At 56.1% G+C, this 14,284-nt stretch carries 6 protein-coding genes and 2 pseudogenes; 6 read left to right on the top strand and 2 right to left on the bottom strand.

What is annotated here, in order from left to right; translation table 11 throughout:
* Positions 1–77: 77 nt before the first annotated feature.
* The 4 genes and pseudogenes from bcsC to ACSZPU_RS10135 form a co-directional block, all read left to right on the top strand.
* Positions 78–2,585: pseudogene (gene bcsC / locus ACSZPU_RS10120) on the top strand (cellulose synthase complex outer membrane protein BcsC); the annotation flags it as partial.
* Between the two features lie 218 nt (positions 2,586–2,803).
* Entirely contained in the window at positions 2,804–4,810 is a 2,007-nt protein-coding gene (hmsP, locus tag ACSZPU_RS10125; RefSeq protein WP_498998168.1) for a biofilm formation regulator HmsP, read from the top strand.
* Positions 4,811–4,967: 157 nt separating this feature from the next.
* A complete protein-coding gene (locus ACSZPU_RS10130) occupies positions 4,968–6,254 on the top strand; it encodes a dicarboxylate/amino acid:cation symporter (protein ID WP_498998170.1) in 1,287 nt (428 codons plus the stop codon).
* A 218-nt stretch (positions 6,255–6,472) separates the two neighbouring features.
* Positions 6,473–7,966, top strand: coding sequence for a M16 family metallopeptidase (locus ACSZPU_RS10135; RefSeq protein WP_498998173.1), 1,494 nt, complete (start codon positions 6,473–6,475; stop codon positions 7,964–7,966).
* Between the two features lie 507 nt (positions 7,967–8,473).
* Here the strand turns inward: ACSZPU_RS10135 and kdgK are convergent.
* Entirely contained in the window at positions 8,474–9,403 is a 930-nt protein-coding gene (gene kdgK, locus ACSZPU_RS10140) for a 2-dehydro-3-deoxygluconokinase (RefSeq protein WP_498998175.1), read from the bottom strand.
* A 235-nt stretch (positions 9,404–9,638) separates the two neighbouring features.
* On the opposite strand from kdgK, the gene pdeH reads away from it, so the two are divergent.
* A complete protein-coding gene (pdeH, locus tag ACSZPU_RS10145) occupies positions 9,639–10,409 on the top strand; it encodes a cyclic-guanylate-specific phosphodiesterase (protein WP_498998178.1) in 771 nt (256 codons plus the stop codon).
* A gap of 72 nt (positions 10,410–10,481) precedes the next feature.
* Positions 10,482–12,523, top strand: a pseudogene (locus tag ACSZPU_RS10150) (AsmA family protein).
* A 247-nt stretch (positions 12,524–12,770) separates the two neighbouring features.
* Here ACSZPU_RS10150 and ACSZPU_RS10155 read toward each other — a convergent pair.
* Complete coding sequence (locus ACSZPU_RS10155; protein WP_498998180.1) at positions 12,771–14,087, bottom strand: MFS transporter; 1,317 nt, start codon at positions 14,085–14,087, stop codon at positions 12,771–12,773.
* Between the last annotated feature and the right edge of the window lie 197 nt (positions 14,088–14,284).

Consider the following 14,284-nt stretch of genomic DNA (forward strand, 5'->3'; position numbering starts at 1 on the left):
CCATAAATTAACCTGCTTTTGATGTTGGATTGAACATATCAAAATCAGGCAATTACACAATTTTATGTACAGGCTCAGCCATTGCGCTCGACCCCAACAGCGATAACCGTGGCAAATGGGACAGCCTGCTTAAGGTGAACCGCTACTGGTTGTTGATTCAACAGGGCGATGCCCAACTGGCGGCGAAAAATCCGGCCCATGCGGAACGCTACTATCAACAGGCGCGTGCGATTGATAATACCGACAGCTATGCGGTACTGGGGCTGGGCGATGCGGCAATGGCCCGCAAAGACACCGCCGCCGCAGAGCGTTTCTATTATCAGGCGCTGCATATGGATAGCGGTAACAGCAACGCGGTACGCGGCCTGGCGAATATCTATCGTGCGCAGTCGCCGGAAAAAGCGGATGCCTTTATCCAGTCGCTTAGCGCCAGCCAGCGCCGCAGTATTGATGACATTGAACGCAGCCTGACCAACGATCGGCTCGCGCAAGAAGCGGAGCGGCTGGAAAATCAGGGCAACTGGGCACAGGCCGCCGTCCTGCAAAAACGCCGTCTGGCGCTGGATCCTGGCAACGTCTGGGTGACCTACCGTCTGGCAAGCGATTTGCGCTCTGCCGGGCAACAGATTGAAGCCGATGCGCAGATGCGCGAACTGGCGCGTCTGAAGCCTGCAGACCCTGAACAGGTTTATGCGAACGGGCTGTATCTTTCCGGGAATAACCAGGAAAGCGCGGCGCTGGCGCACCTCAACACGTTGCCGCACGACAAGTGGAACAGCAATATTCAGGAACTGGCCGACCGGCTGGAAGCCAATCAACTGCTGGCACGGGCCAATCAACTGCGTGATGCGGGCCATGAACCGGAGGCGATTGCTTACCTCAAGCAGCAGCTTGACTCCACCCGTATTGAGCTGACGTTAGCAGACTGGGCGCAGCAGCGGGGCGATAACAAAGAGGCGGCTTCGCGCTATCAGTCGGTGCTGGGACGTGAACCGGCCAACGACGACGCGCTGTTGGGCCTGGCGGAAATCTACGCCGCCGAGGATAACCGCATGGCGGCGCGCGAGACGCTGGCAAAATTGCCGGCTCCGGCAGCAACGATTACGCCATCTATCAACACCGAACGCCGTGTGGCGCTGGTACAGGCCAGACTGGGCGACACCCAAAGCGCGCAACAAACCTTTGATAAGATCGTGCCGCAGGCCAAAGCCCAGCCTCCTTCAATGGAGTCTGCGCTGGTGTTGCGTGATGCCGCGCGTTTCCAGACCAGTGTGAGACAGCCAAAACAGGCGCTGGAAACCTATAAAGATGCAATGGTCGCCGCGGGTATCACACCATCGCGCCCGGCCAGCAATGACGCTTTTACGATACTGACGCGCAATGATGAGAAAGATGACTGGCTGAAACGCGGGGTGCGCAGCGATGCCGCCGATCTCTATCGCCAGCAGGATGTGAACGTCACCCTGGAACATAACTACTGGGGCTCCAGCGGTACGGGCGGCTACTCTGATTTGAAAGCCCACACCACCATGTTGCAGGCGGATGCGCCGCTGTACGATGGCCGAATGTTCTTCCGTACCGATATGGTCAATATGGATGCCGGAAAGTTCTCGCTGGATAGCGACGGAACGTATTCACCGCACTGGGGCACCTGTAATGAAATCGCCTGCGAGGGCGGTGACCGCACCCAGACGGCTAATGGCGTGAGCGTGGCGGTCGGCTGGCGTAACAAGACCTGGGATATGGATATTGGCACCACTCCGATTGGCTTCGACGTGGTGGATGTCGTCGGCGGTCTGAGTTACAGCAATGACATCGGGGTCATTGGTTATACGCTGAATGCGCACCGCCGTCCGATCTCCAGCTCCCTGCTGGCGTTTGGTGGGCAGAAAGATAACGGTAATGGCGATCACCCCGGCACGACATGGGGCGGCGTACGCGCCAACGGTGCGACCGCCAGCATGAGTTACGATCAGGGCGAAGCGAACGGCGTCTGGGCCTCTCTGGGGGCCGATCAGTTGACCGGGAAAAATGTGGCGGACAACTGGCGAGTACGCTGGATGGCGGGGTATTACTACAAGCTTATCAACGAGAATAACCGACGTGTGACCATTGGTCTTAACAACATGATTTGGCACTACGATAAAGACCTGAGCCACTACACGCTGGGCCAGGGGGGCTATTACAGTCCGCAGGAATATCTGTCGTTTGCCGTGCCGGTCACCTGGCGTCAACGTACGGAGAACTGGTCGTGGGAGCTGGGCGGTTCTGTCTCATGGTCGCACTCGCGCACTAAAACCGAGCCCTCTTACCCGACGTTGGGGCTGATTCCGTCGGCCTACCGTGCCGATGCCATCAATGCACTCGAACAGGGTAGCTCATCCAGCGGCGTGGGGTATACCGCGCAGGCCTTGATTGAACGACGTATCAACTCAAACTGGTCCGTCGGCTTAGGGGTCAATATCCAGCAGGCGAAAGATTACACGCCAAGCTAGGGGATGCTGTTTGTTCGTTATTCCGCTGCCGGATGGCAGGGCGATATGGATATGCCACCGCAAACGCTGACGCCGTATGCCGACTGGTAACAAATGAGGATAATTCCTGGGGAAAACCGTGGCGGGTAGCGATGCTCGCCACATGAATTTAGCGCTTATTATTCCGCAAATTGCTGGCATTTCCCCTTTAAAGTGCCGCCATTGAGGCAATCTCGTTGCCTCTTTATCTCAAACTGTCACGATAGAGTATACTCTGGCGGCGAGTTGTATTTTGTTGCCTTGCGCTTGTGTATCTCTGGAGAGTGATTTTGCGTGTAAGCCGTTCTTTAACCATTAAACAGATGGCTGCGGTTTTTTCCGTGGCGATGGTGTTTATTTTCATTTTTTGCGTCATTTTGCTGTTTCACTTTGTGCAGCAGAATCGCTACAACACGGCTACGCAACTGGAAAGTATTGCCCGTTCGGTACGTGAACCCCTGTCCGAAGCCATTTTAAAGGCCGATTTCCCGGAAGCGGAATCGGTGCTCAAGCAAATTAAGCCTGCCGGGGTGGTTATCCGGGCGGATGTGGTGTTGCCAAACCAGTTCCAGGCGCTGCGCCTGCGTTTTATTCCTGAACGTCCGGTGCCGATGATGGTGGCGCGGGTGTTTGAGTTGCCTATCCAGATTTCGTTGCCCATTTATTCCCTGCAACGTCCGGCCAACCCGCAGCCGATTGCCTATCTGGTGCTCGAGGCGGACTCGTATCGCGTCTATAAATTCGTGATGAGCACCCTCTCCACATTAGTAACTGCTTACTTACTGTTGACGCTGATTATGACGGTGGCGATCACCTGGTGTATAAACCGATTGATTGTGCACCCACTGCGGAAAATTGCCCGCGAGCTGAGCGAAGTGCCGCAACAGGACCAGGTCGGGCACCAGCTGGCGCTGCCCCGCCATCATCACGATGATGAAATTGGCAGCCTGATACGCAGCTATAACCGTAATCAGCAAAACCTGCTGCGCCAGCATGATGAGCTGAACAGCCAGTCGACGCTGTTCCCGATATCAGAGTTACCCAATAAAGCCTTCCTGATGGCGCTGCTGGATCAGGTGGTGGCGCGGCAGAAAACGACGGCGCTGATGTTTATTGCCTGTGAAACGTTGCAGGACACGGCGGGCGTGCTGAAAGAGTCTCAGCGCGAGATGTTGCTGCTGACGCTGGTGGAGAAGCTGAAATCCGTTATCGCACCGCGAATGGTGCTTACCCAGGTCAGCGCGTACGACTTTGCCATTATCGCCCATGGGGTGAAAGAGCCGTGGCACGCCATCACGCTGGGTCAGCAAGTACTCACTGTGATTAACGAGCGCGTACCGATGCACGGTATTCAACTGCGCCCGAGCGCCAGCATCGGGGTGGCGATGTTCTATGGTGACCAGACGGCGGAGCAGCTTTACCGCCGTGCGGTCTCGGCGGCATTCACATCGCGGCGTAAAGGGAAAAACCAGATTCAATTCTTCGATCCCCAGCAGATGGAAGAAGCGCAAAAACGGCTGACGGAAGAGAGCGATATCCTGACCGCCCTTGATCACCAGAAGTTCGCTATCTGGCTGCAACCGCAGGTGGATCTCACGACGAATGAGGTGGTCAGTGCCGAAGCGCTGCTGCGCATGGAGCAGCCGGACGGCAGTTGGGATCTGCCGGAAGGGCTGATTGAGCGTATTGAGCAGTGCGGGCTGATGGTGACCGTAGGTTACTGGGTGCTGGAAGAGTCGTGCCGCCTGTTGTCTGCCTGGCAAACGCGCGGGCTGATGATGCCGCTGTCGGTGAATCTCTCGGCGCTACAGCTGATGCACCACAACATGGTGCCGGACATGCTGGCGCTGCTCAATCGCTACCGAATCCAGCCCAATACGCTGATTCTTGAGGTGACCGAGAGCCGTCGCATCGATGATCCGCAGGCGGCGTTGACTATTTTGCGTCCGCTGCGTAATGCGGGCGTGCGGATCGCGCTGGACGATTTCGGCATGGGGTATGCCGGTTTGCGCCAGCTCCATCATATGAAGTCACTGCCAGTAGATGTGCTCAAAATCGATAAAATTTTCGTTGAAGGTCTGCCGAACGACAGCAGCATGGTGGCGTCGATTATCCACATGGCGCGCAGCCTGGATTTAAGCATTATCGCCGAAGGGGTCGAAACCGAAGCCCAGCGCGAGTGGCTGCAAAAAGCGGGCGTGGAAATGGTGGAGGGCTTTTTGTTTGACCGCGCCATGACGCCGGAAATGTTTGAAAAGCGTTATTTGGTGACTTCAGAGAATGCTGAAAATGATTGAAATGTTGCTGGCTTGTACGAGTCAGCTCTAATTTTTTAACATCATTGTTTCAAATTTGATGTAAGTATATTTCTGTCATGTTTTACGGGTGTTATTTTTAACCCGCAGGCGCGAGAAATCCCTAAAAAGCCTGTGGTTTATACCTCAAGGACACCCTATGAAAACCTCTCTGTTTAAAAGTCTGTATTTCCAGGTACTGACGGCAATTGCTATCGGTATTTTGCTCGGCCATTTTTACCCGGAACTGGGCGCGCAGATGAAGCCGCTTGGTGATGCCTTCGTTAAGCTGATTAAAATGGTTATCGCGCCCGTCATCTTCTGTACGGTGGTGACGGGTATTGCCGGTATGGAAAGTATGAAGGCGGTAGGCCGCACCGGAGCGGTGGCGCTGCTCTACTTTGAAGTGGTCAGTACCCTGGCGCTGATTATCGGCCTGATTATCGTTAACGTTGTGCAGCCTGGCGCGGGGATGAACGTTGACCCGGCAACCCTGGATGCCAAAGCCGTTGCGGTATATGCCGACCAGGCCAAAGATCAGGGTATCGTGGCCTTCCTCATGGACATTATCCCGGGCAGCGTGATTGGCGCGTTTGCCAGTGGTAACATTTTGCAGGTGCTGCTGTTTGCCGTGCTTTTTGGTTTTGCGCTGCACCGTCTGGGCAGCAAGGGCCTGCTGATTTTTAACGTGATCGAAAGTTTCTCGCAGGTCATTTTCGGCATTATCAACTTCATTATGCGTCTTGCGCCGATTGGCGCATTCGGTGCCATGGCCTTTACCATCGGTAAGTACGGGGTGGGGACGCTGATCCAGTTGGGGCAACTGATTATCTGCTTCTACATCACCTGTATTTTGTTCGTGGTGGTGGTGCTGGGGTCGATTGCTCGCGCCACGGGCTTTAGCATCTTCAAATTTATCCGCTACATCCGCGAAGAACTGCTGATCGTGCTGGGGACTTCTTCTTCGGAATCTGCGCTGCCGCGTATGCTGGAGAAAATGGAGCGCCTCGGTTGTCGCAAATCGGTGGTGGGGCTGGTTATCCCAACCGGCTACTCGTTTAACCTCGATGGAACCTCCATTTATCTGACGATGGCGGCAGTGTTTATCGCCCAGGCCACAAACAGCCACATGGATATCTTCCATCAGATAACCCTGCTGGTGGTCCTGCTGCTGTCGTCAAAAGGGGCCGCGGGGGTGACCGGAAGCGGCTTTATCGTGCTGGCGGCGACGATTTCTGCGGTGGGGCATTTGCCGGTGGCGGGCCTGGCGCTGATCCTCGGTATCGACCGCTTTATGTCAGAAGCGCGTGCGCTCACCAACCTGGTGGGTAACGGCGTGGCGACCGTGGTCGTGGCGAAATGGGTGAAAGAACTCGATCAAAAAAAGCTGTCCGATACGCTGAATAATCGTGCGTCGAGCGGCAAAACTGGTGAAATATCCTCTTAATTTCGCTACTTACACCCGTAGTCCTTGTCGGGCTGCGGGTGCCTGCGCATAATTACCCCCTGGCCCGTCACAATTCGCTACGAATTGCTCGGGATATTTCACCGCGCTGTGTGACGTTTTGCGATTCACGCGGTCTAACTGCGAGGTGTTAATGTATCTTTAGCCTCCAGATAAGTCGGGGCTGACTTTTTAACCAGGAACGTTGATCAGGGGTTCTCATGCAGGGCACAAAAATTCGATTGTTAACAGGCGGCTTGCTCATGATGGCAGCTGTCGGTTATGTGCAGGCAGATGCGCTCCAGCCCGACCCGGCCTGGCAACAGGGGACACTGGCAAATGGCTTGCAATGGCAGGTCCTGGCCACACCGCAACGTCCCAGCGATCGCATTGAAATCCGTCTGTCTATCAATACCGGTTCGCTCACCGAGAGTACGCAACAGAGCGGCTTTAGCCATTTTATTCCCCGTATTGCGCTGACCCACAGCGGCAGCCTGCAACCTACGCAGGTGCGTTCACTGTGGCAGCAGGGTATCGACCCGAAGCGTCCGTTACCTCCCGCGCTGGTCTCGTATGAATACACGATGTTCAATCTGAGCCTGCCGAATAACCGCAACGATTTGCTCAAAGAGGCGCTGGTCTGGCTGTCAGACAGCACCGGGCGACTCGCGATTACGCCGGACACCATCAATCACGCGCTGGCCAGCGAAGATATGGTGGCAACATGGCCGGTCAATACCAAAGACAACTGGTGGCGCTATCGCCTGAAAGGCTCGTCGCTGCTGGGTCACGATCCGGCCGAAGCGCTTAAGCAGCCGCTGGATGCCAAACAGCTTCAGGCGTTCCATCAGAAATGGTACACGCCAGACGCGATGACGCTGCTGGTGGTGGGTAACGTCGATAGCCGCGCGGTTGTCGAGCAGATTAACAAGGCGTTTGGCGACCTGAAAGGCAAGCGCGAAACGCCGGCACCGGTGCCGACTCTGTCGCCGCTGGCGCGTCAGCCGGTGAGCATCATGACCGACTCTGTGCGCCAGGACCGTCTGTCCATCATGTGGGACACTGCCTGGCAGCCGATTCGTGAATCCGCCGCGCTGCAACGTTACTGGCGAGCGGATTTAGCCCGCGAGGCGCTGTTCTGGCACGTTCAGCAGTATCTGGCGAAAACCAACGTGAAAGACATTGGCCTGAGCTTCGACTGCCGGGTGCTGTTCCAGCGCGCCCAGTGTGCGATCAACGTTGATTCACCGAACGATAAGCTGAACAGCAATCTGGATATCGTTGCCCGTGAGCTGGCGAAGGTGCGCGATCACGGCCTGCCGGAAGAAGAGTTTAATGCGCTGGTGGCGCAGAAAAATCTCGAGCTGCAAAAGCTGTTTGCTACCTATGCCCGCACGGACACGGACATTCTGATCAGCCAGCGTTTGCGTTCGCTGCAAAATCAGGTGGTGGATATCGCCCCCGAGCAGTATCAAAAACTGCGTCAGAACTTCCTGACCAGGCTGACCAAAGAGATGCTGAACCAGGATTTACGTCAGCAGCTTTCACAGGATATGGCGCTGGTTCTACTGCAACCGAAAGGCGAGCCGGAGTACAACATGAAGGATCTGCAGGCGAGCTGGGAAGAATTGATGTCGTCGGGTGAGCAGAATGCCGCACCAGCAGGTGGGGATGATGCCCATCAGGATGTGTCGGATATTCCACCGCAGCAGTAAGGTTTGTGGCGTTCCCGGATGCGACGTAAACGCCTTATCCGGGCTACGGTTCGTAGTCCCGTTTAGCGCGGAGCCTCCGGGATGCGCTGGACCTGTAGCCCAGGTAAGCGCAGTGCCACCGGGGAGTGTCCCGGATGCGGCGTAAACGCCTTATCCGGGCTACGGTTCGTAGCCCCGTTTAGCGCGGAGCCTCCGGGATACGCTGGACCTGTAGTCCCGGTAAGCGCAGCGCCACCGGGGAGTGTCCCGGATGCGGCGTAAACGCCTTATCCGGGCTACGGTTCGTAGTCCCGTTTAGCGTGGAGCCTCCGGGATACGCTGGACCTGTAGCCCCGGTAAGCGCAGTGCCACCGGGGAATGTCCCGGATGCGGCGTAAACGCCTTATCCGGGCTACGGTTCGTAGCCCCGTTTAGCGTGGAGCCTCCGGGATGCGCTGGACCTGTAGCCCCGGTAAGCGCAGCGCCACCGGGGAATGTCCTGCCCCGGACAGGAGGCAGGGAACAGTCTTAGTCTGGCATCGCGTCGCGCGGAATAATCGCCCCACGATACTGAATCACCGTGCTGGCCGTTAAGTGACCGCGTTTGGCTGCCGCTTCGGCATCACCACCGGTCAGACGCACGGCCAGATATCCGGCGCTAAACGAATCGCCCGCAGCCGTGGTATCCACCACTTTCTCTTTCGGCAGTTTCACCGCCGGCACCTCTTTCAGCGCTTCACCCTGGATTGCCACCAGGCAAGAATCCGCACCGCGTTTAACCACCACCTCTTTCACGCCAGCCTGCTGGGTACGTGCGATAACCTCTTCCACCGGCTGTGTGCCCCAGAGCAGGTCTTCGTCATCCAGCGTCAGGAACGCGATATCGGTGCAGGCGAGCATCTGCTGATACACCAGACGGGTCTCTTCTTTGCTGGCCCACAGACGTGGACGGTAGTTGTTGTCGAAAATAACTTTCCCACCGTTCGCGCGGCATTCCTGCAGCAGCGACAGCAGCTTGAGGCGGCTGGCCGGGCTTAAAATCGCCAGGCTGATACCGCTCAGATACAGATAATCAAAGGTTGCCAGCTCTTCACAAATGGCGGCGGACTGCTCGCTTTCCAGCCAGAATTTCGCCGCAGCTTCGTTACGCCAGTAATAGAAAGTGCGCTCGCCGGTGTCATCGGTCTCAATGTAATAGAGACCCGGCAGGCGGTTTTCCATACGCTGAGTCAGACCGGTATCGACGTTTTCTGCCTGCCAGGATTCCAGCATCTGCTGGCTGAAGCTGTCGGTGCCCAGGGCGGTAACATAGTGCACGGATAACGCCGCTGCATCGACCTGACGCGCGATGTATACCGAGGTGTTAAGCGTGTCGCCACCGAAACCGCGATTCACTTCCGCGCCTTTTTGTGACAGTTCAATCATGCATTCGCCGATGATGGCAATTTTCTTTGACATAGTCCGGAACCTGAATCAGATAAGTTAGCGGTAGTGTGCGTTGTGCGCGTTTCGTGGTCAACTATATTAAAACGTCGTTCCATTATTTTTTTGACACAGAACGTATTCTCTGCTGATTCCGCTAAATGCTTTTTCATTTTTGCTTTTGACGCGAAGGTAAAGTTCTCATCCCGTGCGCCGATAACCCAAAGACGAGAGCTCCGGCGTGGCTACTCATTTTCAACAGGAAGGCGAAATGAAGTTAAAGCAGGTAATCCAGCGGCTGAACTACTCTGAGGCGAGCATAGAAAGCCTACAGGACCGTCGTTTCTGGCTGCAGTGTGAGCGTGCTTATACTTATCAGCCCATTTACAAGACCGATGGTCGCCTGATGGCGATTGAAGTGCTGACGGTTGTGACTCACCCGAGTCAACCCGATCAGCGCATTCCACCGGACCGCTATTTTTCTGAGGTCGCGGTGCGTCAGCGCGTGGATGTGGTGCACGAACAGATAACGGTGTTGGCCAGACAAAAGGAATTCTTTGAGCAGCACGGCGTGCTGGCATCGGTGAATGTCGACGGGCCAACGCTGCTGGCGATGCGTTCGAATAAAGTACTCAGAGCGCTGATTGAAACCTTGCCGTGGATCCGTTTTGAGCTGGTGGAACATATTCGGCTGCCGGAAGATGCCACTTTTGCCACCATCAGTGAAATGGGGCCGCTGTGGCTGGATGATTTCGGTACCGGTATGGCCAACTTCTCGGCGCTCAGCGAAGTGCGCTATGACTATATCAAAGTGGCGCGCGACCTGTTCATTATGCTGCGCAAGACCCCGGAAGGGCGCAACTTATTCACGCTGCTTATCCAGTTGATGAACCGCTATTGCCAGGGTGTCATTGTTGAGGGGGTGGAAACGCTTGAAGAGTGGCGTGACGTTCAGAATTCTCCGGCTTTTGCTGCACAAGGTTACTTCCTCTCCCGCCCGGTTTCGCTGGATACGCTTGAAAACGTAATTCTGGCGCTCTAATCGCAGGTAAGCCCTTTCTGCCAGCCTCGGCTATCTTTATGACAGGCAAGGCAATAAAGAAAGGGTGCCCGCATGACAAAAACAAGCAAAGCAATTCTTGCTGTCACTGGAACACTGGTCCTGTTGATTGTGGTGGCTATCATCATCATCGCCACCTTCGACTGGAACCGCCTCAAGCCCACGATTAACCAGAAAGTGTCCACCGAGCTTAACCGCCCCTTCGCGATTCGCGGTGACCTGGGCGTGGTGTGGGAGCGGCAAAAAGAGGAAACCGGCTGGCGTAGCTGGATACCCTGGCCGCACGTGCATGCCGACGATATTATCCTCGGCTACCCGCCTGAGATCCCTGAAATCACCATGGTACACCTGCCGCGCGTTGAGGCGACGCTCGCCCCGCTGGCGCTGTTAACGAAGACCGTTTACCTGCCGTGGATCAAGCTACAAAAGCCGGATGCACGCCTGATTCGCCTGTCGGAAAAGAACAACAACTGGACCTTTAATCTTGCCAGTTCAGCCAATAACGATCCCAATGCGCAGCCATCCAACTGGTCCTTCCGCCTGGACAATATTCTCTTCGATCAGGGGCGAATTACGCTCGACGACAAGGTGAGCAAAGCCGATGTCGAGATCCTCGTCGATCCGCTGGGTAAACCGCTGCCGTTTAACGAAGTTACGGGGGACAGCAAAGATAAAACCCATGCGGCGGATTATGTCTTCGGCCTGAAAGCGCAGGGGCGTTACAACGGCCAGCCGCTGACCGGAACGGGAAAAATCGGCGGCATGCTGGCGCTACGCAGCGAAGGCACCCCTTTCCCGGTGCAGGCCGATTTCCGCTCTGGCAACACCCGTGTGGCCTTTGTCGGTACGATGAACGATCCGATGAAGATGGGCGGGGTCGATCTCAAGCTTAAATTCGTCGGGGATACTCTGGGCGACCTCTACGATCTGACCGGTGTGCTGCTGCCGGATACTCCGCCGTTTGAAACGGATGGGCATTTGGTGGCGAAAATCGATACGCAAAAAAGCTCGGTCTTTGATTATCGCGACTTCAACGGGCGTATCGGCGATAGCGATATCCGTGGGTCGCTGACCTACACCACCGGCAAGCCGCGTCCGAAACTGGAGGGCGACCTGGAATCCCGTCAGCTTCGTCTTGCCGACCTTGGCCCGCTGATTGGCGTGGATACCGGTAAAGGGGCGGAGAAAACGAAGCAGGCCGAGCAGAAACGCGGGGAGAAAAGCATTCAGCCTGCCGGGAAAGTGCTGCCCTACGATCGCTTTGAAACCGATAAATGGAGCACCATGGATGCCGATGTGCGCTTTAAAGGACAGCGCATTGAGCATGGCAGCACATTGCCGATTAGCGACCTCACCACCCACGTTATTTTGCAGAATTCGGACCTGAAACTGCAGCCGCTGAAATTCGGCTTAGCGGGGGGGACGATCTCGGCCAATATTCGCCTGGAAGGGATAAAAAACCGATGCAGGGGCGGGCGGAGATTCAGGCGCGGCGCCTCAAACTGAAACAGCTGATGCCCAACGTCGAGCTGATGCAAAAAACGCTGGGTGAGATGAGCGGCGATGCGGATATCCGTGGGACCGGGAATTCGGTAGCGGCGCTGCTGGGCACCAGCAACGGCAACCTGAAACTGCTGATGAATGACGGGCTTATCAGCCGTAACCTGATGGAGATCGCCGGGCTGAACGTCGGTAACTACGTGATCGGTAAAATTTTTGGCGATGATGAGGTGCGGGTGAACTGCGCGGCGGCGAATCTCGATCTGGTCAACGGGGTGGCGCGTCCGCAAATCTTCGCGTTTGATACCGAGAACGCGCTGGTGAATGTGACGGGCACGGCGAGTTTCGCCTCAGAGCAACTGGATTTGACCGTCGACCCGGAGAGTAAGGGAATTCGTATCGTGACGCTGCGCTCGCCGCTGTACGTGCGCGGGACGTTTAAAAATCCGCAGGCGGGCGTGAAAGCCGGGCCGCTGATTGCCCGCGGTGCGGTGGCTGCGGCGCTGGCAACGCTGGTGACCCCTGCGGCGGCGTTACTGGCGCTGATTTCCCCGTCGGAAGGCGAGGCCAATCAGTGCCGGACGATTCTGGCGTAGATGAAAAAGTAAGTTTTGTGCGGCGATTGCCCCTCACCCTCTCCCCACAGGGGCGAGGGAATGGTAGGGGGCAAATGCTAAATCGTAGCCCGGATAAGGCGGTTACGCCGCATCCGGGAAAGGCGTAAGGACGAGGGCGCCAGGCCGCACAAGGTAAAAGCAAAAAGGCAACTTAAGATGCCTTTTTTAATGTTTGCTCCCTCTCCCTGTGGGAGAAGGTTGGAATGAGGGCATCAGGCCGCACGGATCACAACGACTGGTGTTTCGTCTCGTGCGTCAGGATCAGTGCGGTCAGCGTCAGGGCTGCCATCGCTGCCAGGTAAATCCCCACATACATCAGACCGTAGTTAGCCTGCAGCCAGGTGGCGATATACGGCGCAACGGATGCACCCAGAATCGACGACACGTTATACGAGAACGATGCGCCGGTGTAGCGAACTTCGGTCGGGAACAGCTCTGGCAGCAGCGCACCCATCGGGCCGAAGGTCAAGCCCATCAGGCTCAGGCCGATCAGCAGGTAGGCCATCACCAGCGCCGGATTACCGGAACCCAGCAGCGGCGGGAAGACGAACAGTGCGAACAGAATGATCAGCGTCGTAATCACGATCATGCTCTTACGACGGCCATATTTGTCTGCCAGCAGCCCGGCAACCGGCACCATCACGCCAAAGCCAATCACCGCCATCATCAGCATCCATAGCACTTCGTTACGCGGCAAGCCCAGCCCGGTCGGTGAGGTGCTGAACGTCATGGAGTAGACGGTCATGATGTAGAACAGCGTGTAGGTCGCCAGCATGATGAAGGTACCCAGCACCGTCACGCGAACGTGTTTGGTCAGCAGCGTACCCAGCGGAACTTTCACCTGTTTTTTCGCCGCGGCGATTTTGGCAAATACCGGCGTCTCATGCAGAGACACGCGCACATACAGGCCAATCAATACCAGCACGGCAGAGAAAACAAACGGGATACGCCAGCCCCAGCTCATAAACTGCTCGTCGGTCAGCAGCCAGGAGAGCAGCAGGAAGGTGCCGTTCGCGAAGAAGAAGCCAATCGGCGCGCCCAGCTGAGGGAAAGAGCCGTACAGTGCACGTTTACGCGGCGGTGCGTTCTCGGTCGCCAGCAGTGCCGCCCCACCCCATTCGCCACCGAGGCCCAGGCCCTGGCCAAAACGGGCCAGCGCCAGCAGCAGCGGAGCCATCACGCCAATGCTTTCATAGGTTGGCAGCAGGCCAATCAACACGGTAGAAATGCCCATCGTCAGCAGTGATGCCACCAGGGTGACTTTACGCCCTACGCGGTCACCAAAGTGACCAAACACGGCAGAGCCGATCGGGCGCGCGACGAAGGCAATCGCAAAGGTGGCGAGTGACTGTAGCGTTGCGGCAGTCGGGTCACCTTGCGGGAAGAAGATATGCGGGAACACGATAACCGCAGCGGTTGCATAAATGTAGAAATCGAAGAACTCAATGGCGGTGCCAATCAGTGAAGCGATAACGACTTTACTGCGCGAGTTTACCGGTGGGATTTCCTGCTCGTTGTCTAACGTTGTTGCTGTGGCTTGCATAAAATTTTCTTATTTTTGGGCGAACGAACGCCCATATTAGCCACAGCAAAAGCGACATTTCAATCTGTAACAAAATACGGGAATGCACAAAAAGCAGGCAAAAAGCGGATAATTTTCAGACTCGCGATTTATCTTCCATGAAATGCTTCACAATTTTTTAAAATTGGAGTTTAAAACTGGTTTTAGGTTAAATAAAA

It is taken from the genome of Phytobacter sp. V69, from assembly GCF_965644215.1.
GTDB lineage: Bacteria > Pseudomonadota > Gammaproteobacteria > Enterobacterales > Enterobacteriaceae > Phytobacter.